General features: G+C 62.4%; 21 protein-coding genes. 5 read left to right on the forward strand and 16 right to left on the reverse strand.

Annotated features, from left to right (window positions below):
• Window positions 1–137: 137 nt before the first annotated feature.
• The 7 genes from M6D32_RS24070 to M6D32_RS24100 form a co-directional block, all read right to left on the reverse strand.
• The gene (locus tag M6D32_RS24070; RefSeq protein ID WP_298261009.1) at window positions 138–1,385 is read right to left on the reverse strand and encodes a hypothetical protein; all 1,248 of its coding nucleotides are present in this window, start codon (window positions 1,383–1,385) and stop codon (window positions 138–140) included.
• Window positions 1,375–2,991 (reverse strand): hypothetical protein, encoded by a 1,617-nt coding sequence (locus M6D32_RS24075; protein ID WP_298261011.1) that lies wholly within the window; start codon window positions 2,989–2,991, stop codon window positions 1,375–1,377. The genes M6D32_RS24070 and M6D32_RS24075 overlap by 11 nt, the downstream gene beginning before the upstream one ends.
• A 159-nt stretch (window positions 2,992–3,150) precedes the next feature.
• On the reverse strand, window positions 3,151–5,130 hold the full coding sequence (locus M6D32_RS24080; RefSeq protein ID WP_298261013.1) for a flagellar protein: 1,980 nt from the start codon (window positions 5,128–5,130) through the stop codon (window positions 3,151–3,153).
• A 10-nt stretch (window positions 5,131–5,140) separates the two neighbouring features.
• Complete coding sequence (flgK, locus tag M6D32_RS24085; RefSeq protein ID WP_298261015.1) at window positions 5,141–7,003, reverse strand: flagellar hook-associated protein FlgK; 1,863 nt, start codon at window positions 7,001–7,003, stop codon at window positions 5,141–5,143.
• A gap of 40 nt (window positions 7,004–7,043) precedes the next feature.
• Window positions 7,044–8,885, reverse strand: coding sequence for a flagellar hook-basal body complex protein (locus tag M6D32_RS24090; RefSeq protein WP_298261017.1), 1,842 nt, complete (start codon window positions 8,883–8,885; stop codon window positions 7,044–7,046).
• 212 nt (window positions 8,886–9,097) lie between these two features.
• The gene (gene msrB / locus M6D32_RS24095) at window positions 9,098–9,598 is read right to left on the reverse strand and encodes a peptide-methionine (R)-S-oxide reductase MsrB (protein ID WP_298261019.1); all 501 of its coding nucleotides are present in this window, start codon (window positions 9,596–9,598) and stop codon (window positions 9,098–9,100) included.
• Window positions 9,599–9,714: 116 nt separating this feature from the next.
• Entirely contained in the window at window positions 9,715–11,181 is a 1,467-nt protein-coding gene (locus M6D32_RS24100; protein WP_298261021.1) for an FAD-binding oxidoreductase, read from the reverse strand.
• Window positions 11,182–11,359: 178 nt separating this feature from the next.
• Between M6D32_RS24100 and M6D32_RS24105 the strand changes: the two genes are divergently transcribed.
• The gene (locus M6D32_RS24105) at window positions 11,360–11,902 is read left to right on the forward strand and encodes a histidine phosphatase family protein (protein WP_298261023.1); all 543 of its coding nucleotides are present in this window, start codon (window positions 11,360–11,362) and stop codon (window positions 11,900–11,902) included.
• Between the two features lie 177 nt (window positions 11,903–12,079).
• Window positions 12,080–12,505, forward strand: coding sequence for a universal stress protein (locus tag M6D32_RS24110; protein ID WP_298261025.1), 426 nt, complete (start codon window positions 12,080–12,082; stop codon window positions 12,503–12,505).
• Between the two features lie 23 nt (window positions 12,506–12,528).
• Here the strand turns inward: M6D32_RS24110 and M6D32_RS24115 are convergent, their stop codons facing one another.
• Together M6D32_RS24115 and M6D32_RS24120 are read right to left on the reverse strand one after the other, a co-directional pair.
• On the reverse strand, window positions 12,529–13,116 hold the full coding sequence (locus M6D32_RS24115; RefSeq protein ID WP_298261027.1) for a hypothetical protein: 588 nt from the start codon (window positions 13,114–13,116) through the stop codon (window positions 12,529–12,531).
• Window positions 13,117–13,142: 26 nt separating this feature from the next.
• Window positions 13,143–13,577: a DUF1772 domain-containing protein gene (locus M6D32_RS24120; RefSeq protein ID WP_298261029.1), complete on the reverse strand. Its 435-nt coding sequence runs from the start codon at window positions 13,575–13,577 to the stop codon at window positions 13,143–13,145.
• 125 nt (window positions 13,578–13,702) lie between these two features.
• On the opposite strand from M6D32_RS24120, the gene M6D32_RS24125 reads away from it, so the two are divergent.
• The gene (locus M6D32_RS24125; protein ID WP_298261031.1) at window positions 13,703–14,137 is read left to right on the forward strand and encodes a hypothetical protein; all 435 of its coding nucleotides are present in this window, start codon (window positions 13,703–13,705) and stop codon (window positions 14,135–14,137) included.
• Window positions 14,138–14,146: 9 nt separating this feature from the next.
• Here the strand turns inward: M6D32_RS24125 and M6D32_RS24130 are convergent, their stop codons facing one another.
• The 3 genes from M6D32_RS24130 to M6D32_RS24140 all read right to left on the reverse strand — a co-directional run bounded on the left by M6D32_RS24130 (window position 14,147) and on the right by M6D32_RS24140 (window position 17,414).
• Entirely contained in the window at window positions 14,147–15,610 is a 1,464-nt protein-coding gene (locus tag M6D32_RS24130; RefSeq protein ID WP_298261033.1) for an MFS transporter, read from the reverse strand.
• Between the two features lie 89 nt (window positions 15,611–15,699).
• Entirely contained in the window at window positions 15,700–16,647 is a 948-nt protein-coding gene (locus M6D32_RS24135; RefSeq protein ID WP_298261035.1) for a fatty acid desaturase, read from the reverse strand.
• 260 nt (window positions 16,648–16,907) lie between these two features.
• Entirely contained in the window at window positions 16,908–17,414 is a 507-nt protein-coding gene (locus M6D32_RS24140; RefSeq protein ID WP_298261037.1) for a ferritin-like domain-containing protein, read from the reverse strand.
• A 389-nt stretch (window positions 17,415–17,803) separates the two neighbouring features.
• Here M6D32_RS24140 and M6D32_RS24145 point away from each other — a divergent pair, with 389 nt between their 5' ends.
• Window positions 17,804–18,904: a YbhN family protein gene (locus M6D32_RS24145; RefSeq protein WP_298261039.1), complete on the forward strand. Its 1,101-nt coding sequence runs from the start codon at window positions 17,804–17,806 to the stop codon at window positions 18,902–18,904.
• A gap of 175 nt (window positions 18,905–19,079) precedes the next feature.
• Here M6D32_RS24145 and M6D32_RS24150 read toward each other — a convergent pair whose 3' ends face one another.
• Both M6D32_RS24150 and M6D32_RS24155 read right to left on the reverse strand, forming a co-directional pair.
• Window positions 19,080–19,667 (reverse strand): DUF2147 domain-containing protein, encoded by a 588-nt coding sequence (locus M6D32_RS24150; RefSeq protein WP_298261095.1) that lies wholly within the window; start codon window positions 19,665–19,667, stop codon window positions 19,080–19,082.
• A gap of 132 nt (window positions 19,668–19,799) precedes the next feature.
• Window positions 19,800–20,828, reverse strand: a complete 1,029-nt coding sequence (locus M6D32_RS24155; protein WP_298261041.1) for an NAD(P)/FAD-dependent oxidoreductase — start codon at window positions 20,826–20,828, stop codon at window positions 19,800–19,802.
• A gap of 334 nt (window positions 20,829–21,162) precedes the next feature.
• On the opposite strand from M6D32_RS24155, the gene M6D32_RS24160 reads away from it, so the two are divergent.
• Window positions 21,163–21,621 (forward strand): thioesterase family protein, encoded by a 459-nt coding sequence (locus M6D32_RS24160; protein WP_298261042.1) that lies wholly within the window; start codon window positions 21,163–21,165, stop codon window positions 21,619–21,621.
• A gap of 42 nt (window positions 21,622–21,663) precedes the next feature.
• Here M6D32_RS24160 and M6D32_RS24165 read toward each other — a convergent pair whose 3' ends face one another.
• Together M6D32_RS24165 and M6D32_RS24170 are read right to left on the reverse strand one after the other, a co-directional pair.
• Entirely contained in the window at window positions 21,664–21,984 is a 321-nt protein-coding gene (locus M6D32_RS24165) for a 2Fe-2S iron-sulfur cluster-binding protein (RefSeq protein WP_298261044.1), read from the reverse strand.
• 114 nt (window positions 21,985–22,098) lie between these two features.
• Window positions 22,099–22,476, reverse strand: coding sequence for an Hpt domain-containing protein (locus M6D32_RS24170; RefSeq protein ID WP_298261046.1), 378 nt, complete (start codon window positions 22,474–22,476; stop codon window positions 22,099–22,101).
• Window positions 22,477–22,859: the final 383 nt, after the last annotated feature.

The following is a 22,859-nucleotide window of genomic DNA, read 5'->3' on the forward strand; positions in this document are numbered from 1 at the left end:
TCATATTGCGGCTCCACGTTTACGAACTTCGGAATCAAAGGAGCACTAGCCAATTATATGATTCTAGTGCGGTTTAGAATTTGAAGTTCCTATGACGAGGTCACCGCGAAACTGATAGGAACTTCAAATTCACCGCACTAGGCCGCTTGATCGCGGTCTTTGCCCGCGCGAAGGAGCATCGCGGCGAACGCATCGAAGATCTTGCGCATCTGCGGCGGCTTGTAGGGAAATATCTCGGGTGAATCCATGTTGTGGACCACAGCCGTATTGTCGGCCTCGAAGATCAAGAGCTCGCCATTCTTGTTCTCGGCACAATCGATCGTGAAATAATCCAGGCCCATGCGGCTCGTGATCTCGGTCAAGGCGCCCTTGTGACGCCGCGCAAAATCATGATCGAAGTCGCCCATGAAGCGTTCCTCTTCGCGGCGTTTATCCGCGCTGAACGTCATGCCCGCGTTGAGGTACCAGATGTCCCAGCGGTCGGCGATGGCCATGTGGCACGCGTAGGGCTTGCCGCCGATCAGCACGACGCGGTACTTGCGGAACAAGCCATCCAGGTTGGAGTAATCGACAAAGCGGGAAACGAAGAAGACCTGCTCGGAACGTTCGTTCAGGTATTGCGCGAGAGCCGCGGCATCGTCGAGCCGGACCAGGCCTACCCCGGCATGCGATCCGCGAGGCCGCGCAATGATGGGGAATTTCAGTTCATCGGCGATCGAAGAAAGACCGATTCGCGATTGCGTGACCAGAGACAGCTGTTCGCGCGTCACGGCGAGCGTCGCGGGAATTTCGAGACCAGCCACGCCGCGCAAAAGGCCGTGCAGCTTGTCGCGATCGAGGTGACGGATTAGCCGCGGCGGATTGAGCAGCGGCCGCGGCCAGCGCGAGGCCATCGCGTCAATCTTGCGCAACGCGTCCACGCATTCCTCGGAATCGGAGGCAATCACGATCGCCACGTCGTGTTCGGGAAGTGGCGTCGGCAGATCGACGCCGGAGACGACGTAGAGCGTCTGCAGTTCGATGCCCGAATTTTCCAGCAGGAATTCGATCGGCGTATTGCCGCCCATGTCGATCGCGGCCGCCAGCGCCAGCACCCGCAGTTTCGGCTGTTGCGACGAGCAGGGCGACCGGTAGAGCTGATGAAAGCCGAGCACTTCCGACTGGATAGCCATGCCACCCTGCTTGTCGCCGAGCAACTGGGTGATCAGCGACAGATCGAGACCCTCGCCCGCGCCCGCCGTCCCGCTGTTCAATCGTCCGAGCAACTGGTCCCGCAGCGGACGAAGGTCGGTGCCGTCAAACGCCATTTTCGTCAGCCGGGCAAAGCCGATCCGGTCGGCGCTCGGATGCTGCGCGAGGCCGGCCGCGGCGATGTCACGATCCATGGGATACTTCCACCGGTTTGATTGCGAGCGGGTCCGCAAGCAGGGCTTCGAGACCGGCAATTGCGGTACCGGCATCGCCGATGGCCCGCTGCAGGTTGCGATGGGCCACATCGGCGTTCGGCGACCACGCCTCCGAGACGAGGCGCGCGCTGGCGCTGATCCGCACCGCTGCCGGCGGCGACGGATCGCAGCCCAGGGCCACCGGCTGGCCGATGAGACAGGCTTGTACCGTCGAGTCCAACTCGCCGGCATGACCGGCCAATTCACGGTAGAGTTTGCGGCATTCGGAAAGCGGCAGAACGCGGCCGCCGCGCCGAATCATGAAGGAAAAAATCGTTCGCTGCGCCAATTCTTCATCGGCGGCATCCTTCGGCCTGTCCTGCCAGGGCAAAGGAACGAGCGAGCCAGACGCCGCGATCAGCCGCTCAAGCGCTTCGCCGAAAGTGGTGAGCGCTATCTTGCGAAACGAATCCGGCACGCGGTAGTAGGCGCCGATCTCCTCGATCGCGGCTTCCCAGCGCAGCCATTGGCCAAAATTCGTCCTGACCGGAAAGCACGAGCGCAGGCTGGACCAGTTTTGCGGCCAGTCGCTGCAGTTCGAATATTCCAGGAACCCAGGAGGAACGGCGCTCGCCTCGTCGAGACGGCGGGCGAAGCTGCCTGGCACCAGCACCGCGCCGCTGAAGGGTGGGCCGGTGAAGAACTTCGATCCGGTGATAATCACCATGAAGCCGCGCTGAAGATATCGCTTGAGCCGCCCGCGGCCGAGCCGCATCTGGCAGGCATCGACGACAATCTGGACGTCGGCAGGCCAGCGCGCCGTGATCGCATCGAGGCAGGCGTCGCTCGGCGCCCGCCAGCCGAACTTCGAGGAGTCCATCACCTGAAGCAGCACCCTGCCGCCGCCACTGACGGCGCGCTCGACCGTGTCGAATACTTTCAGGTCGCTGGCGGTATGGCAGCGCGCCTCGCCCGCTTCGTCGAACAGCGGCAGCGCGACGCTCGTCACGGCCTGCGCAAGCCCGGCAATCGGCTCGCCCTTCTGGACCTGGCCGCCATTGGCGGTCGCGGCGCTGAAATGGCAGCCGCGCGCTGTGTTGACGGTTCCGCTGCCGGTCTGGTCGGCCGCGACGACCACCGTGACGAGTTCTGGGCCGAGCAGCTTGCGGGCGAGAAAGAGCGCCTGAAGCTGGGAGTCGGTACCGGAGGGAGAAAAGACGACGTCGGCAAGCGCGGGCGGAAGACCAAAATGGGTCCGCAGTTCGTCGCGCATCTCTTCGACGCGCTCGTCGAATGCTGCTTCGATCCCGATGTCGATCGCCGAACGCATCAGGTCTTCGCGCGCGGCTTGCGCGCGGTCGTAAGCGCGTTCCGAAATCGATGTTGCGGTGCTTGAGGAAAAGCTCAGGCGATCGGTGCAAGGCGTTGGCTGGCAACCATATTCGTTCAAACCGCTCGCTGCGCTCACCGTCAGGCGGGAATCGCCGCCGGCCGCCAACAGCCGCTCGAGCGGAACGAACAGTTCAGCCATTGCGGAAGTCGATCGCGACCGCGCCGCCGCGCCGGCTTTCTCCACCACCTGCAATCGAACGCTACCGTGCAGCATCGCCCAGACCTCAAGCCCCCAGCAGCTTGCCGCGGGCGATACAATAAAGAGAGCCCCGCGGCAGCTAACGTCGCGTTAACCCGCGTTAAGAGAAGTAAACAGCTATGGTTAACGAAAGCTTTATGGCGTGCAGCCGTCGGCCCCCCCAAACGATCCCTATTAGCCGCCCGCCGGAAGGAAGTTGGTCAGCGTCAACTTGGACAGGATGGAAGTCGTCTGATAGGAGGCGCTCAAGGCGTTCTGAATCGCCAGAATCTGGCTTGCCACCTGCTCCGTCGAGACGTTTTCTGTGGAATCGATCATGTTCTGCAATTGGGTCTTGGTCTGGGTTTGCCGGGCGCTGGCCGCCTTCATCGAGGTCTGGGCATTGGCCAGATCGGTCTGGATATCCGAGATCTGCTGTTGCCCGGGCCGAGACGTCAGGTTGGTCGCAATGCGGGTGCTGAGCGCCGCCGCCTGCCCGGCCGAATTGGTACCGGTCGGCGATTCCGTCAGGGCGGCATAGACCGCCGTGCCCTCTAGCTGCTGGCGGATAGCCTGCTCATTGGCCTGAAGCCCATATTCGACCGAAATCCCGGAGTCGATCAGCGTGGTGGACGAGGCGCGCGGGTCCGGCGAGTTGTTTCCGGTGTACCAGGCGACCGTGTTGGCCAAGCCGTTCACGAGTTTGGTGGCGCTACTCAGCGGCGACCCCGAGACGCGCAGCGGCGGCTGGAGCGCACTGACGGTCGTGCCGGACGCGGTGTTGGTCGCGGTACCCGCGGCCTGTGAGAAGCCCAAGGCGCCAAGTGCTGCTTGCGCGTTCGGGTCCGAGGACGAGGCCGAGATCGAGAAATTGGCGGCATTTGGGGTGTTGATCGTGACGGCGCCGCCGTCGATCGACGATGGCGTCGTGGTGCCGGTGATCGAGTCGATTGCCGACAGCAGGTTGCCGACAGTGCCTGTGGTCGGGTTGATATTGTAGGTCGGCCCGGTCAACGACGTGGCCGAAGAGGTCGAAAACGTGATGGTCGTGCCGTTGATCGCGATCGCGTCGCCGTTCTGAAAGCCGGCCGAAAGCGAGGCCGTTCCTGCAGCGCCCGAGAGCAACGTCGCGCTCGTAATCGGCTGCGGCGTCGCTTGCTGGTCCTTGGCGACTGCTCCGGTCGCGCTGCTTGACGGATTGAAGAAGTCATTGCCGGCGGCCACGGCGGAAGCCGCGACCAGCGTCGTGTTGGCGAGCTTTCCGATCGCCGTGTTCAGTGCGGTGTTCAAATTCTGGGCCGTCGTGCCCGGATCGGGCACGCCGGCCGCCGTCGCGATCAAAAAACTGCCGGTTGGCGGCGGATTCTGGGTGGTCGCCGTCAACGTAACCGACGAAGTCGTGCCGTCGGGAAGATTGAAGTTGAGCGTCACCTGATCGCCAGGATTGGGGTTGGCCGGAAGGCTGAGCGCCACCGAGGCGGGCGAACCGGATGGCCCGGTCACCGAAGCGCCGGTCAGGTTCGACGACACTGAACTCAGCTTCAGGCCGAACGGCGAGCCGGCGGCATCTTCGGAGACCGAAAACGAGCCGGTGCTCGTGGGTGCCGTTCCCGTGACGGTCGTCGACGAGATCAGCAGGCGGCCGAGCCCGGTGGTACCGTCGGCCTGCGCGCGTTCGGCAATCAGCTGCTTCAATCCTGCCTGGGTGCCGCTGCCGTTGAGGATAGCGTCGGCGGAAGCAACCGCCGGCGTGTTGATCGCGCTGCCGGAGAAGATGTAGCGGTTGCCGACCTGGGTATTGAGAATGCCCACCATCGAGATGAGCTGGCTCTGCGCATTTGCCTGCCCGATGGTCTGTCCGGTGCTGTTGATATCCTGCGACGTGGTGGACGCGTCGCCCTGCACCGTGGTGGCGATGCTGGTCAGCGACTGTAACGCGGTGTTGGCGGCGCCGATGATCGTATTCACGTTGGTGATGGTGTCGCCAAACGCGGAGATATTCGAAAGCTGCGACCGCGCCGCGACCGCGAAGCCTTCATTGATGCCCATGCCGGCATAGGTGGTCGATTTTTCGCCGGTCGCGAGCTGGGTCGACAGGTTGGTGAGCTGGTTGTTGAGGTTCAGCACCGCCTGGCCGAACAGCGAACCACCAAAACCGATGCTATTGATACTCATATTGATCGCCCTACAGCTGGATTTGCATCAGAGTTGCCATCATCGACTGAACGACCGACATGCAATGCGCATTGGCCGCATAGGAATTTTGCAGCGCGATCAGATTCGACATCTCGCTGTCGATGCTGACCTGGGAGGTCGAATTGAATTTTTGCTGCAACGTACTGACGACGACGGCCTGGCCCTGCTGCAAGCTCGTCGCCGACGAGGCTGCGTTGGCCTGGAGGCTCAGGAACTGCTGCAAGTAATTGCCGATCGTGCCGTTGAATGGCGCGCTCGCCGACCCGAGGCCGGTTTGCGGCGAGAAGGTGAAGGTGGCCGAAGTCAATTGCGAAAACAGGAAATTGGAGCGGGTGTTGTCGCCGGCCGGCGTTTGCGGCGAGTTGTTGAAGACAGTCAGGTCCGCCGGATTGGCGAGCAGCGCCTGATTGATGCTAATACGTCCGGCAAAACCGGTCAGTTCCGAGCCGCTGCCGGTGATCGCGCCGGTATAGGGCGAGCCGGCGTCGGTGAACACCGCTAGCTGCGGGTTGCCGCTGGTCAGCGACGTCACCGTTGTCGTCGCTGACGCCGCATTGACGGTTGTTCCTCCAGTCGTGTTGAGCACCTGGAGAGTATTGCCGGAGGGATTGGAGAATTGGAGGTTGTTTGGGCCGAGCGCCGCGTTGAGCTGTGTCACGACCGAAGCCAGGCCGCCGGAGAAATTGACCCCGATGACCTGCGGATTGGCATTCGGCACATTTTTCAACGGCAGCGCGGTCGGATCGTCAACGCGAACGATCTGGACCTGCTGCTTCGTGCCGTTGTTCGTGTAGGTCAGGCTAATAGTGTTGCCAGGCTGCAAATTGCTGAGATCAAGATTGAAGCCGGCCTGAGAGCCGGAAGTCACCGCAGTGCCTGGCGTGGTCTGATCGGAAAGCGAACTTGAAAGCGTCGCGGCCAGCTGGTCGATCTGGGTCTGCGCCTGAACCAGGGTCTGGTCGCGCAATTGCAGATCGGCCGCGATCCGCCCCGAGGAGATCACCTGGTTTGCGACGACATCGAGATTGGCGCCGTTGGGAAGCTGGATGGTCAACGCCCCGACGCCGGATTTGGCCGGGTTTGCATTGTAGAGCGAGGCAGGGCTCAGCGTCCCCGCCGAGGTGAACGAAAACTTCGACGCCTGGCTGCCGCCAACGAGCTGAATGCCGGTATTGGTGAAAACGCTAACCTGGTTGTTGCCGGAATTGGTGACCTTGACGTCGACCAGATTCGACAGGTCGTTGATGGCGTTGTCGCGTTGATCCTCAAGCGTCGCAAGCGATGGATCGTTCGATGCCAGGCCCTGCAACTGGGTATTGATGGCCGCGATCTGGTTCAGATCCGAATTCGCCTGATTGACCGACGTTCCGATATCCTGCTCGGCGTTAGAGCGAAGGGCCTGGATGCCCTGCGACGTCGTGTTGAGCTGCTGCGCCAGTGTCTGGCCTGCTCCCAGCGCCGTGGTCTGCGCGGACAGGCCGCCGGGATTGGTCGACAGCCCCTGCAACGCGGTGGTGAAATTGTTGAACGCGGTTTCCAGCGTGCCGGTGCCTCCCGGCGTGCCGTAGACGCTTTGCAGTTGCCCGAGAATGTTCGACATCTGGTCGGCGAAACCGGCTCCGCCGGTCTCGGTGCGCAGCTGGTTCTGGATGAACACATCGAGTTCGCGCGTGACGCCGTTGACCTGGACGGTTGCGCCGCCGGTGCCGGAGGACACTTCGATCTGGTTCGGCGTCTCGGCGATGTAGCCGGGCGTCTTGGCGTTGGCGACATTGCCGGACGTAATCGCCAGCGCGGCCTGGTTGGCGCGCAGGCCGCTCATCGCAGTGGCAAGGGCAGAACTCAAACCCATCTTTACCTGCCTTGAATTAGGTCACGCCAGCCAGCGCCGATCAACGCAGCACGTTCAGCAAATCTCGAACCATATCATTGGCCGTGGTGATCACCTTGGTGTTGGCCGAATACGCCTGTTGGGTCACGATCAGCTTGGTGAACTCGTCTGCGATGTCGGTGTTGGAACCTTCGATCGACGAACCCGAGATCGTTCCCGACGCCCCGATAATGGCTGGGCCGGATAGGTCCGTGGCTGCGTAGGCCGCGCCGTCGAGCGCTTTCAGGAAGTTCGTGCCGTTGAAGTGCGACAGCGTGATCGAAGCGAGATCGATGTTCTGGCCGTTGGAGAACGTGCCGACCACAAGGCCAGAGTTGTTGATCGCAACCGACTGAAGTTGACCGGCGGCAAAGCCGTTCTGCGTGATCTGGCCGATGGTCGCCGCCCCGCTCGAGCTTGCGAACTGCGTCAGCGCGCCGGTGGAAACGTTGAAAGACAGCGCGCCCAGCGCCTGCCCGTTAACGGTCACATTGGGAATGGCGATCGATGAGCCGGTAGGCGACGCCAATGCGCCGTTGGCGTTGAAGATGAAATTGGTGCCGGTATTGACCCATTCCGTCTGGCTTCCGGACGCGGTTGTACTGTTTTGGTAAAACAGGTTCCAGGTGTCCTGGTGGCCGGCACCAAGCGAAGCGCTGTCGGTCTTGGCCCAGCGCAGTTGCAGGTTCACCGGCGTGCCCGCGGTGTTGAAAGCCGTCACCGCGCCGCCGCTGATGGATTCATTGGTGAAAGTCTGCACGTCGTTGGCCGAGACGGCGCCGGTGCCGACATTGGCGCCGGGCGCTCGCGCCAGCGTGATCGGCGGCGCGCCCAGGCCGAGTCCTCCGAGAGCGTTTGTGGTGGAGGTGGTAAGAGGGCCCGAGAGTCCGGTGGCGACGGAGATATTCAAATCCTGGACAGTACCCGTGTTCAAGGTGATCTTGCCACCCGAGACCGTCTCCGTAGCTCCGGTGATCGCGGAAATCTTGTTGAGCAGGGCACCGATATTGTCCGTGACATTGAGCTGGTTGCCGGTAGCGCCCGAAGCAACGAAATCGATCGTCGTGCCGTCGACCGTAATGGCATCGCCGGCCTGGAAGCCGGCGGCGAGCGAGTCGGTTCCCGCCGCGCCGGACAATGCCGTGGCAGCCGTGATCGGGGCCGGCACGGCCAACTGGTTATTGACGACAGCTCCCGTGACGGAATTGTTGATCGGCGGGGCTGGCGAGCCAACCGGTAAGGGATTCTGCGCAAAATCGGAAGGATTGAGGCCGCCCGCAGCGGTAATCGTGCCGGCAAGTGCCGTAGCGCTCGCCTGGGTCTGCGGCTGGGTCGGCAGGTTCGCGGCATATTGAATGGCTGTCGTCGCCTGCGCCGGAACGAAGTTGTTCTGGAATTGCAAAACCTGCGGCACGTTGCCGAGCGGGTTGCCGGTCTTGGGGTCGACGGCGACACCCATCAGGTAGTAGCCGGCTCCGTTCACCAGATTGCCGTTGGCATTGACCTGGAAATCGCCGCGGCGCGTGTAGTCGGTGACGCCGTTGAAAGTCGGCACGTTATCGACAAGGCCGGCCGGCTTCTGCACGTTGAAGAAGCCGTCGCCATTGATCGCGATGTTGGTCGCAACCGTCGAGCCAGAGACCGTGCCTTGCGTGGTGATGGTCTGCTGTGCATGTGCGGTAACGCCGCCGGCCACCTGTTTGTCGGGCGTCAGCGAGTCCGGGATCAGGTCCTCAAAGCTGGTATTGATGCCCTTGTAGCCGATGGTGGAGGCGTTCGCGATGTTGCCCGATATGTTCTGCAATGCGAAGGATTGCGCCTGAAGGCCGCCCACGGACGTATTAAGTGCGTCGAAGATACCCATAACTTTGTCTCCACATCCGATCCTAAGGCCGTGGCGCGGTGTGCCCGCGCATGGCCATCATCGAAGCAGACGTCGCAATCGCCGTGCCAAAAGCGAGATACAAGTTATTTCAGGCACTTAAACGAAAAATCCCCGGTCCAGGGACCGGGGCACATTTGCCGGGCGGGCAACAATTGCCGGGAGTAAAGTTCCGCGGACGGCGAAACAGATGCTCAACTCGCGGTCGGCGTCGCCGGGTGGAAAACGAGCGCGTAACCGTCCATGCAGTAGCGCAGGCCGGTCGGCTTCGGACCGTCGTCGAAGACGTGGCCGAGATGACCGCCGCAACGGCGGCAGTGAATTTCGGTGCGCAGCATGCCGAGGGTACGGTCACTTCGCTTGCCCACCGCATTCTCCAGCGGCTGGTAGAAGCTCGGCCAGCCGGTACCGCTTTCGAATTTTGTCTCCGAAGCAAACAACGGCAGGTCGCAGCCGGCGCAGGCAAAGGTGCCCTTGCGATGTTCCTTCAAGAGCGGGCTGGTCCACGGGCGCTCCGTGCCCTCCCTGCGCAGGATTTCGTATTGCTGCGGGGTGAGCTGGGCGCGCCATTCCGCGTCGGTCTTTTCAACCTCGAACTTCTGTGCGGCGTTCGCGGGCTCGCCACGCAGCCAGCGCAGCGCGGCAAAACCGAACAGACCGGCAGTGGTCGCAAGCAGAATACGGCGATCAATCATGGTGGCGTCTCCGTGCGAAACGGGAGGTTGTACCTTTGCAGATACGGAAGCCGGCCGTGAAAGTTACATCCCTTCGGCTCTCGATTGCTCACTTTCCTGCGACCCGCAACCGGCTATCAGGAGCCCCCTTCGCCAGGCTCGGCCCCGACCGGGTCCGGCAAGCGTTCGGGCGGCGGACGGTCCGGGCGTTGCGAGCCCGGATCGGCCCGGCCCGGTGGGGTGCGCGGCCGCGGCGACCTTGTTCCGGCGAGGCGATTGGCCTTGGCCAACCGCGCCTCGCGGATACGCTCCTTCTCGCGCACCCCCTCGCGGTAGCGGGCGAACGCGCCCACCGCCGCTGAACTGCCGCGCGACCACATGCCGATCAGATGTCCGACGGCGCGACCGGTCATGCCGCCCGCCCACACCAGTTCGAAAGGTGAAAACAGCCGCCAGCGTTCGTCGCCCCGGAGAATGCTGCGGGCAATCAGCTGTCCCGCCATCGCCGTCGTGCTCATTCCGTGCCGGCCGAATCCGCTCGCCACCCAGAGGCCTTTGCGCAGCTGGCCGATCTGCGGCATGCCGTGCACGGTTTGGCCGATGGCGCCGCCCCACACGTCGCAGACGTGGGTCCGGCCGAGCTGCGGAAAAATCGTGCCGATGCGGCGCGCAATCGCGGACGCGAACCGTTGAGGGCGGGCATCCCAGGTGGTCTCCGGGCTCGCCCACATCAAGCGGTCGCCGTCGACGATCCGGAACTGATCGACGCCATCGGTGTCGATCACCGATCCCTTGAACGCGATCACCTCGTTGAGGCGCTCGCCCAGCGGCTCGGTAATTCCCGCATAACGCCACACTGGCAGCAGCGTCTCCGACAGGCGCCGCGACGGAGCCCCCAGATGAACATTGCCGGCAAGAACGATGTGCGAGGCACGCAACCGCGCCGACGGCGTGACGATGCGCTTGCGGATACCGGACGCGTCGATGCCGACCACCGGCGTGTCCTCGAAAATCCGCGCCCCTGCTCGCTTGGCCAGCGCCGCCAGACCGTGGATATATTTGCGGCCATCGACCTGGAACGCTTTCGGGAAATAGACGCCATGAAAATAGCGGCCGGTCTTCAGCTGCGCGCGAACCTGATCGACCTGCCATCCCTCAACTTCGGTCGCGAAGTCCTCGCTCAGCATTTGCAATTCGCTGATCAGGCGGTCGCCGACGTCGACATTGGAAACCTCGAGCGCACCCTCGCCGACGCCGATGCCCGGGATCAATTCTTCGGTGGCTTGCGCGCGGACGTATTCGGCGCCCTCTTTCGACAATTGCCAGAGCTCCCTGGCGTCATCGAGGCCAACGCGCGCAATCAGGTCCTTGATGGCGAGGCCATAGCGCGGCATCACGGTGCCCAGCAGGCCCCCGGAGGCGCCCCAACCGATGTGACGGCCTTCCAGCACGACGACGCTGGCGCCAAGGCGCGCGCCCTCGAGCGCGACCGTTAGACCGGCGAGCCCTCCGCCGATCACGCAAATGTCGGCATCCACGTCAAAGGTCAGCCGCGCGCGGCTGCCATCAAGCCCGCCGCCGTCCCCAGTCAGTATCTCGCTCATGCCGTCTACTTACGGGATCGATAAGGTGGTTGTCACCTTGTCTTGTCTCGGGTTCTACTTTGTATTTGGATCCGACGCTTAAGTGAGGCGGAACATTCGCGAAAAGTGCCCGCTGAGAAGGGATGCGAATGTTAGAATCGGATTACCTAAAACCACTAGAATCGAATCGGAATCCGTCATGCGGCGTTTGATGCTGTTGCGGCACGCCAAGACCGAGATTGATGCACCGAGTGGCCACGACCAGGACCGCCGGCTCGACCATCGCGGCCGCCATGACGCTGCCGAGATCGGCCGCTGGATCGGCCGCCATCCGCCGTTTCCCAACCACGTTCTGGTCTCACACGCGGCGCGGGCGGTGCAGACCTGGGAGATCGCCTGGGAAGCGATGAAAGACGCCGTCCCGGCGCCCGAGGTGGAACTGGCGCCGGAACTGTACGGCGCGGACGTCTCGCAACTGCTCGAGACCGTCCGCAATGCCTCCGTCGGCGACCCGAAGCGGCTGATGCTGGTCGGGCACAATCCCGGCATGCACGAGGTTGCGGCCGCGCTGGCCGGCCACGGCGATGCCGACAGGCGCAGCGCGCTCGCGGACAACCTGCCGACGGCGGGGCTTGCCATTATCGATTTCGACATCGACGACTGGAGCGATGTCCGGATCAAGCGTGGCCGGCTGGAGCTGTTCATCAGTCCCAAGCTGATCAAGCAGACGTCGGGAGAGTGAGGCCCGGTTTCGAACGCTTGGCTTCGAAGGGCTTGGCTCCTGAAGCTTGCGACTCGCTTGTGCGGTGCGGTCGTGTGCCAAACGTCGGCCTTCGTCCAAGACCCAGGTTCAGTTTATGCTAGCGTGCCTTCGGAGCCGATCCGAGGCAGGTTCCGGCATCCGTACTGGGAGGCGCAGATGTTCAGTTCCATTCTCGTGCCGCTTGATCTCGCCGACACCGATCTGGCGCGGCCCGCACTCGCAACCGCAGCAACCCTCTCGCAGACCTGGAACGGCAGGGTGCGGCTTCTCAACGTCATGCCCATGACGCCGGTGATGCTGGCGGAATATGTGCCGGCCGATTTCGACGTTCAGCAGCGGGAAACCTCGGAAGAGGCGCTTGCCATAGTGGCGCGCGAATCCGGGATCGAGGCAGGCCGCATCTCAACCGCCGTGCGCCAGGGCGGCATCTATCACGAGATCCTGGAGGAAGCCGCCGCGGTCAAGGCCGACCTGATCGTGATGACCTCGCATCGCCCCGCCATGCGCACCTATTTTCTCGGCTCCAATGCGGGCCACGTCGTTCGCTACGCCAAGTGTTCGGTGCTGGTGGTACGACATTGAATTACGTGTCGGCCTTTGAATCCTTAAGGCAGCAAGGCTTTCGGCAGATCATCGAAGGTGTAGGTGAGCGGCCGGTTGCGCCGGATAAAGCCGCCGACCTGCCACACGAACAGCGCGGCAAAGCCGACCAGAAACAACGCGCCGCCCCACTGCCCCGTCGCCAGCGACCGCAGCAACAGCCCCGCCATCGCGACGGCGAGCGCTACCACGCACAAAATCGCCGCGGCATAGAGGCGCGGGTGAAGACCGCCGGTCAACACTGCTTGGCTTCCTGCTTGCGCCATCCGGCGGTGCAATTCGACGATGAAAGCGCGGTAGTCGTTGTCCTGCGGCGCCATCAACGCCGCCGTCTGCCAGGTCGTCGAGAAGATGGGGAACCATCCACCGCCCGCCTTGCTGAGATCGGCGCGAAACCTGCGCGCCTGCATCGACACCGGACGATAGGACAGGCGCACGCTCGCCATGTCCGCATAGGCCCAGACGCCCGAGCGGCCGCCAACGCGCCACGACAGCCCCTGCTCCGTCAGTTCGAACCGATGCGCCGAGCCGATCAGCGAGGCCTTGTAGGCGTAGCGGAGGCCAGGATCGGGATCAGGCAAATTTGACGGCATGAGCAATGAACTGACCTTCCCCGCGCCTAATACGACACGCTTGCCCAGAAAAATGCTGCAGTCGCCAGCGAACCCATCGCGGTTCGCGCGGCATGGACGGCGCCCCATTTGACAACGAGGGAGCGCGATTGGGGTCCGGCCTTGTCAAGCTCCGTCGCCAGCAAGGCGTCGTTGACCGGTTTGATGACAATCAGCGTCCATGGCCAAGGCGCAATGATCAAAAGCGCGCCAATCAAAAAGCCGATAGCTCCGATCTGCCACCACGCCAGCATGCCGAGCAGGAAACTGATCACCGCGAGCGGCGCCTGCATCGCAGCGCCGCGCTGATAGGCCGGCTTCCATTCGGTGAGCAGCGCGCGATCATCGAGCCTCAGCCGCGCAGGTTGCTCGGCGAAGTTCACGTAAAACGCGGCGCCGGCAAAGATCGCGGCGGCGATCATTGCAAGAAGGCCGAACGCCATGACGAATTCCTCCTCAAACGCTTGCGCCGATCACAGCCCCTATCCTACAATTAGAGCTCCGATTCCGAAGTTCGCAAGCTATTGCGGCCCCTCCGATGCGAACTTCGGAATCGGAGCTCTAGGACATGCCTGAGACGACTCCCTTCCCCAGCCGCCTGATCCTTGCCGCCGCTGCGATTTCGGGCGTGCTGCTCGCGCTCGCCATGCACATGCTCGGCGCGAGGTTCGGGCTCGATCTCGGCGGGCTGTGGCGATCCGACGCCACCACCTTCATGCCGGCAGGCAGCGCGCTCGCCTGGTGGCTGATCGCAACCGTCGGCTTCTCCGGCGGCTACTTCACGGCCTCGCTGATGCACAGCGCAGCCTCTGGGCAGCTTCCACGGCGGATGCAGCATTTCCTGATTGCGGTCGGCGTGCTCGTACTCGTGGGCGCAGGCCAGGCCGCTTCCGGCCCGAGCTCCGTTCCCACATTCGCCGGCTTCCTCACCGGACTTGCGGCGCTTGGGCTCGGCGCCTTGATGGCGTTCTGCGGCGCCCACTTCGCATTGCGCAAGGCATGAACCGTGAAATCAGTCACGCCTTGACGCACCGAACCAGATCACCGCGCCGGCAGTCACAAGCATCACCACCGAGATCGTCAGCGCCTGGTGCGCGCCGCGCATGAAACCGTCCGGCTGACCAATCAGCGAGCCGAACAGCGCAACCCCCAGCACGCTTCCGGTCTGCCGCGTCGCGTTGAGGACGCCGGCCGCGATCCCCGAACGCGACTTCTCCACGCTGCCGAGCAGCGCCGTGGTGAGCGGCGGCACCAGCAAACCAAGCCCGCCGCCGATGATCACGAGCTGCGCAACGGTCTTGAGGTAAGAGGTTTCCCGTGCGATCCCGAACAACATCAGACACCCCAGCGCGGACGCCACAGCGCCGGCGGCGATGGCAGCAGGCGCGCCGATACGCTCAGTGATGCGCGCCGCGACCAGGTTGGCCGGCAGCACCATGCCCATCATCGGAACGAACGCGAGGCCGGTCGCGAGCGGCGACAGGCCGTTGACCCGCTGGAAGTACAGGCTCAGCACAAAGATCAGACCGTAGAAGGCAACGTTGACGAGCAGACCGACCAGCGACGTCAGCGCGAACAGACGATGCCCAAACAACGACAAGGGCAGCATCGGGTGTGACGAGCGCCGCTCCTGCGCGATGAACAAGGCGGCAAGCAGCGCCGCGCCCACGAAGCCCGCGATTACCCATGGATTGCGCAAGCCGAGCGTGCCGGCCTCGATGATGGTGCCGGCGAGACACCCGAGTGCTGCAATCGCCAGCACCTGGCCCGGCAGATCGACTTCGCGTTGCCGGTTGCGCGTGGTCTCCGTCGCAAAGCGCCAGCTCAGCCAAAGCCCCGCAATGCCGATCGGCAGATTGACCAGAAAGATCGATCGCCAGCCGACTAGCGCGATCAGTGCGCCGCCGGCGAGCGGTCCCGCCGTCAGCGCGAGGCTGGCGCCCGCGGCCCAGATTCCGACCGCGCGGCCGCGCGTCCGTTGATCGGGATAAGCGTGGTTGAGCAGCGCCAGCGAATTGGGAACGAGAACGGCAGCGCCCAATCCTTGCACGGCGCGCGCCACGATCAGCGTAAGCGAGTTCGGCGCGAGTGCGCAGGCGAGCGAAGCCGACGTGAAGATCGCAAAGCCTGCGATGAACACCCGCTTGGCGCCGATGCGGTCGCCGAGCGCGCCGGCCGTTAAAATAAAGGCCGCGAAGCCAATGGTGTAGGCATTGACGACCCATTGCAGTTCCGACACGCCGCCGCCGAGCGCGGTGCCGATCCGGTCGAGCGCCGTGTTGACGATGGTGACGTCAAGCTGAACCACGCCGTAGCCGAGGCTCATCGCAAAGAGCGTGAGCGATACCGACCATCCTCGCTGCGGTTGTTGTTCGGGGAACCGTTCGGTCGGGGATCGCCCGTGATTCGGCTTGTCGCGCAAAGCGGCGTCGGTTGTGGCCGGAACCCGCCGTCGTTCGATGACTTCAGTTCGCATAACTATCTCCGTCGGTAGCTTCAGGCCCCAACGCCAAAGATAGCCTCTTGTTGCACTTTAAAACTTCGATTGATATCGAAGTGTGAAGTTCACCGGGAACGCGGGGAACGCGTCGGCATCTGAACGTCCCAGGCCAGTCCGACCAGAACCAGCAGCCGCAGCAGATAATAGATGAGATCGATCTCCCACCAGTGGCGCTGATTGCAGGCGCAACCCGGTTCGGAATGGTGGTTGTTGTGCCAGCCTTCGCCGCTAGTCAGGATCGCCACCAGTATGTTGTTACGGCTGTGGTCGCCGGTATCGTAATTCTGGTAGCCGGCCACATGCGCCAGCGAATTGACGCTCCAGGTAATGTGCCAGACGACGACGGTCCGCACCACCACGCCCCACACCAGGATGCTGGCGGCGAAGTGTATGGCTGCCATCGGTGCATTGCCGAGCATAACCGCAATCAGAAAGGCCACAGCGAAATACAACACCGGCTGCGCAATCGTCACCCAGACGATATGGCGCTCGATGAAGCGATAGAAGCTGTCGCGCAGGATGTCGCGCGCATAACGATCGTAAGCGACCTGACGGCCGAGGTCGGTGTTTTCCAGAAACAGCCATCCCATGTGCGACCAGAAGAAGTTGACCAGCGGACTGTGCGGATCGGGCCGCTCGTCGGAGCGATGATGATGCATGCGGTGCGTCGCGACCCATCGCGCCGGCGTATCCTCCACGCACCACACCGCAAGCAGCGCGAAGGCATGTTCCAGCCAGAGCGGGCACTTGAAACTGCGGTGCGTGAGCAGCCGGTGGTAGCAGAGGTTCATGCCGAAAGCGCCGTAGACGTAAACGCCCACGACCGTCAGCACGACGCCGGCCTTGCTGTAAAACCAGGGCATGAACGCCAGCAGCGCCAGCAGGTGATAGGAACCGACGGTTCCGACATATCGCCAATTGATCAGGCGTTCGCCAGCGCCGAGCGGAAGCGGCAGCGCGGGCGCCTGTTCCGCGATCAGACCTGTAACGACGGTATCAATTTCCTTCTTCAAGTTCCCAGCGCCCGCTTTCCGAAGTTCGTGCCCCATGGCAGCGCCCACCTTCACGAACTTCGGAAAGTCATGGGCACTGACAAGCTTTGAATCTAGAGCTCCGTAACTCCATCACCTTCTACACGATCTGCATTCGACCGCGAGATGGAAGTTGGGCAAATTTGCCGGAATGAGCGGGATTCTGGGAACTTGCGGGTTCCAGAAAAGAACAACGCCGCGCCGGAATTGACCGGCGCAGCGCGTTGGTTTTGCCAGGCGGATCAACCGGCCGCGCGGAGATTGACCTTGCCCTCCGCAAGCGACGTCAGCTTCTTGTCGGTGATCTTCTCCTCATCCAGCGTCTTCTGGAGGATGCTCGCGCAATCGTTACGGCCGAGCTGTCGCGCCCAGGCGATCAAGCTGCCATAGCGGACGATCTCGTAATGCTCGGCGGCCTGAGCGGCATTGATCAGAGCCGCATCCAGCACCGATTTATCCGCGATTTCGCCGGCGACCTCATCTGCTTCCTCGATGATGCCGTCGATCGCCGGGCAATCGACCGCCTTGATCTCGGCGCCACACATCCGGAACACCTCCTCGAGGCGCTGAACATGCGTCTTGGTTTCCTCAAGATGGGTCAGGAAGCCATCCTTGAGCTGCTTGTCCGCCGCCTTGTCGGCCATCTGTGGCAGCGCCTTCACGAGTTGTTTCTCGGCGTAATAGATGTCCTGCAATTGATGCACGAACAGATCGTTCATGGTCTTGATGTCGCGGGTGAACATTCCCATCGCAGCGTTCCTTTTTGTTCTTTGGAACATCATCGTGCGCAGTCTCCCCGCAGCCTGCGCCGACACGTCCGATTTTCCGATATCGCGCTAACCGGTGGGCGCGGCCGACGTTCCCCGGCCAAGCGAAACGCCGCATCTCGGGAACGTTCACCCTTTCAACGAAAAGAAGCGCAGTCATGCAGGGATTGGGGAGGTCCGCTCATAATTCCGCCTCGACTCCCGGACTACACGGCCTATCTAAGGACGTGACGGGTGCCCGTGCGCGACAGTCGGTCGCTTTGTCAAGTACTGCACAAATGACGGTTTTTGCCGTATGGGACTCGTTTCCAGGGTGATCAGGGCCGAAACGGCCGCGATCGTTTCGAGAGGCGGCCCTGCCGGGAGGACGAATGGTTCGGTTGTTGACCACGCTGCGGCGTGGTTTCAAGGAGCGGATAGGCTGGAAGCGGGTCGGGGTTGCCGCCAGCCTTGTCATCATCGCCTTCGCGATCACGACGCTCGTGCGCACGCTGAAGAATTTCGACACCGGCGCGATGCTGGTGGCGCTGACCAATATCTCGATCCATCAGATCGCGCTGGCCGCGCTATGCGTGGTAGGCGCTTTCTGCACGCTTACGTTCTATGATTTTTTTGCGCTGCGAACCCTTGGCAAGAAGCACGTGCCTTACCGTATCGCGGCGCTGTCGAGCTTCACCAGCTACTCGATCGGCCACAATATCGGCGCGACGGTTTTTACCGGCGGCGCGATCCGTTTCCGGATTTATTCGGATCACGGCCTGAGCGCGATCGATGTCGCCAAAATCTGCTTTCTTTCCGGCCTGACCTTCTGGCTGGGCAACACCTTTGTGCTCGGGATCGGCATGGCCTGGCACCCTTCGGCCGCCTCCGCGATGGATCAGTTGCCGGCAGCGATCAACCGGCTGATCGCCTTCGGCGTGATCGGCGCCATCATCTCCTACCTGGTCTGGCTCATCCTCGGCCACGAGCGGCGCGAGCTTGGGCAGAACGGCTGGATGGTCCGGCTGCCTTCGGCGCCGCTGACGCTGGTGCAAATCCTGATCGGCGTGGTCGATCTCGGGTTCTGCGCCATGGCGATGTATCTTCTGATGCCAGCGCAGCCGCACATCGACTTCATGTCGCTGGCGGTGGTTTTCATTCTGGCGACGCTGCTCGGCTTTGCCAGCCACGCGCCAGGCTCGCTCGGTGTGTTTGACGCCGCGATGCTGGTCGCGCTGCCGCAATTCGGCAAGGAGCAATTGGCGGCGACGATCGTAGTATTCCGCATCCTGTATTTCATGATCCCGTTCGGGATCGCGATCTCGATCATGGGAACGCGCGAACTCTGGCTCAACGTGGTGCTGCCCTGGCAGCTGCGCCGCCGACAGGCCGAGGCTTGCGCCGAGATCAACAGCGAAACGGCTGAAGCTGTCGAGGTCGGGGCGAGAACGGTGCCGTTCCGGCAGCGCTCACGCGCCGGCTCCCGCCGCTAGTGGAGTGGATTTGACATTCGCTACCCACTTGGCCGCGGGCTCGTCAGGCGAATGTCAAATCAAGAACTCCACTAGAAACTTGTATTTGCTAGTGGTCCTTTGATTCTAACATTCGCAAAAGTGGCTGCTGAGAAGGGATGCGAATGTTAGAATCGGACCACTAGCTGGTCCGAGCCTATTGCCGGTGTGAAGTTGATTTCTTGCCCTTGGCCGGCGGCTTGGCGGCGGCCGCCTGCTCCGGCAGGTATTTGGCGATGATCGCGGGGTCCAGCTCCGCCAGATCGGAATCCGGCAAACGCTCCCAGTATTCATCCTTGCCTAGAAGCGGCGTCAGCACGTAGCCGCGCAGGGTGAGTTGCTGCCCATCTGCGCTCAAGGTCATCTTGGCGTGCCAAACCTCCCCGTCACGGGGATCTAGAATGTTGCCGCCTTCATATTCGAGGCCATTGCGCGTCATGTCGCGGATGAAGGAGATGCCAAGCACCGGTGCATCCTTGCGGTCGTCGGTGCATTTCGAGCAGGTCAAATGTGGCGGCGAACCCGGCTTTGGGAACGTCTTGGCGATCACGCCTTCAAAGGTCCCGTCATGGTGATCGACCATGAGAACCCACACCACCGGCTTGCCATCCTCGGTCTTTTGCCAGAGGCCCGCTGCCGTCAGTTCGGCGGCATGTGCCGGAACAGAAACCGCAAACGCAATCGCAAGGCTACCCGCGATCGCAAGGCACCGCTGCATGTTGGTTATCGCGTTCCACATGATCATCACCGGCTCAGGTTCAATCGAATGATGCGGCGAGATTACGACCATTGGCGCGAGGCAGCCAGTGTTTCGCGAGAGCGCGCCCTTCACGTGTCAGGTTTGCCTGCGCTACCAACGCATTGGAACCATGCGCGCTCAATTGACGCCGAGTTTCTTTTGCAGGCTCGATGACGACGTCGTGTACTGGAAGACGAGGCGCTTGTCCGGATAGACATAACGGTGCGCCTTCTGCGCCATCAGCGATCCCTCGTGGAAGCCGCAGAGAATGAGCTTGACCTTGCCCGGATAAGTGTTGATGTCGCCGACCGCAAAGATTCCGGGAACGCTGGTCTCGAACGCCGAGGTCTCGACCGGAATGAGATGGTTCTCGAGCTCAATACCCCAGTTCGCCACCGGGCCGAGCTTCATGGTGAGACCGAAGAACGGCAGCATGGTGTTGCAGACGACCTTGGACATGGCGTTGTCGTTGCCCTTGACGTGCGCACCGGTAAGATTGCCACCCTCGCCTTCCAGCGACGTGACCTGACCGATCTTCAGATCGAGCTTGCCGCTCGAGACCAACGCGCGCATCTGCTCGACGCTGTGCGGCGCGGCGCGGAAGTCGTCGCGCCGGTGCAACAGCGTGACGCTCTTGGCGACCGGGTGCAGGTTGAGCGTCCAGTCGAGCGCGGAATCGCCGCCGCCGACGATCAGGATGTCCTTGCCGCGGAACTGCTCCATCTTGCGTACCGCGTAAAATACCGAGCTGCCTTCATAGGCCTCGATGCCCGGCACCGGCGGGCGCTTCGGCTGGAACGAGCCGCCACCGGCCGAAATCGCTACCACCTTGCATTCGAACACCTTGCCGGCATCGGTCGTGACCCGAAACGCGGGATCGCCAATCTTCTCAATCTTCTCGACCATTTCGCCCAGATGGAAGGTCGGATTGAACGGCTTGATCTGCTCCATCAGCGCTTCGGTCAGACCCTGGCCGGTGACGAAGGGAATGCCGGGAATGTCGTAGATCGGTTTTTCCGGATAGAGTTCGGCGCATTGGCCGCCGACCTTGTCGAGGATGTCGACCAGATGGGCCTTCATGTCTAGCAGGCCGAGTTCGAACACGGAAAACAGCCCGCACGGGCCCGCACCAATGATCAGCACGTCGGTTTTGATCGCTTCGCTCATGTCGCTATCTGTTCCGTTGGACGGGCGCTGGCTAGTGGTCCGATTCTAACATTTGCACCCTGGTGTGGCAGGCACTTTTGCAAATGTTAGAATCCAGGGACCACTAGCAGACATAGGTTTCCAGTGGAGCTTTGGATTTGACATTCGCTTTGCGCATTCCCGGCGGAGGGGTAGCGAATGTCAAATCCGCTCCACTAGCGCCGGGGACCGCGCCTGTCTAGCCAACAGACAAGCGGGAGGAAAGCCATAATACGGCTTGCGGACACCGCGACAACCCCTTGCCGCGGCTGGACAACTGCGCTGTAAGGGCCTTTGATTTGGAAGGACCCTTTCCGTGAACGCCCCTGCCCCATCCGACCAGACGCCGCGACTGGAAGATTTCCCCTACCGCCTGACCGACAACGTCCGCTTCGCGGATCTCGATCCCAACGGTCACGTCAACAATGCGGTCTATGCGACCTATTTCGAAACCGGCCGCGTCACGCTGATGAAGGATCGCAGCTACTGGCAGCTGCCCGAGGGCCTGACCTGGATCATGGTGCGCCTCGACACCCATTTCCGCGCCGAGTTGCACTGGCCGGGCACGATCGAGATGGGTCTTGGGGTCGCGAAATTTGGCCGCACCTCGGTAACCTTCGACCAGGTGGTTTTTTCGCAGGGCCGTTGCGTCGCGTCGGCGCAGTCGGTGACGGTGTTGATCGATCAGGCAACGCGCAAGCCGACGCCGCTGACGCCGGAAATCATCGCGAAGTTTCAGCCGTGGCTTCGCGGCGGCGTCGTGCACTCAAGCTGACCGGATTTGTCGGGATAATGCCGGTTTGCTGAAAGGCCGTCGTCAGGCCTGCCGCTCCGGCGTCGAGACCTTGAGACCGTCGAGTTCGTCGGAAACCTTGATCTGGCAGGACAGGCGCGAATTGGGCCGCACGTCGAAGCCGAAGTCCAGCATGTCCTCTTCCATCGGCGAAGGCGGACCGACCTTCTCGCGCCAGGCTTCGTCGACATAGACGTGGCAGGTTGCACAGGCGCAGGCCCCGCCGCATTCCGCCTCGATGCCCGGGACCGCATTGCGGATCGCCGCTTCCATGACGGTCGCGCCGTTTTCGACATCGATGGTGCGGGTTTCGCCGGAATGGTCGACAAAGTGAATTTTGGCCATGTTGCTCGTACTGCCGAAAAAAAGGTCAGGCAGTCCTATAACGGGTCGATCCGGTCAGCGCTAGGGCTCCGGTTCCGAAGTTCGCAAGCCGACAGGGACTTCAAATTCGCCGCATTAAGCCTGCCCCAAAAGGGCTTCGATCGCGTCGCGGGCCTCGGCGATGGCGTCGTGAAGCCGGCTCAGCGCGGCGACCGGATTGCTGCCACTCTTGATCAGCGTCTCGAACTGGGCTGCGGCGTCTGCGACCGCGAAGGCACCGATCGCCCGCGCCGATCCCTTGAGCGTGTGCGCCAGAGCCGGTGCATCGGGTGGCATCGCCGCCAGAGTTCGGGCCAGGCGCGAGGCCTGCGTCGAAAACATGGTGAGCACTTCCCGCTCCAGCGCTGCGTCGCCCAGCGTCATTCGCCTGAGATGCGCGATATCGATCGGGCCGTCATCGGGAGCGAGCGGTGGCGAGGGCATCCATTCAATCCGATCCAGGTGAAGCGACATTGGCCCTTCCGACTCACACGCGAACCTGCTCCAGCAAGCCGCGCTCCTCGCGAGCCAATCATGGAATTGGTTAACGGAACGTTCGGCGCTGTGGACAACGGCTCCCGAACTCGCGCTTCCATCTCCTTTGCGCCGCATCTTCGCCTTGTTTTCGGCGAACTGCCGCCGCAATCAACCCGACCACGGAGAATTTCGAAGGTTTGTAAGGCCTTACGGCACAACGCTATTAACGATGATTAAGATTGTATTAAGCACACCATTTCATTCGCAACGCCTACCCAATAGGATGTTCGCTCGGACATGGGCGAACCGGCAGGCCTTCTTTGGGGCCGGCTTCGGCGTGGCATTCGTACATGACACCGGCTTTTGGCTTGCGGGGGCAT

This window comes from Bradyrhizobium sp., assembly GCF_027307225.1.
Lineage (GTDB): Bacteria > Pseudomonadota > Alphaproteobacteria > Rhizobiales > Xanthobacteraceae > Bradyrhizobium.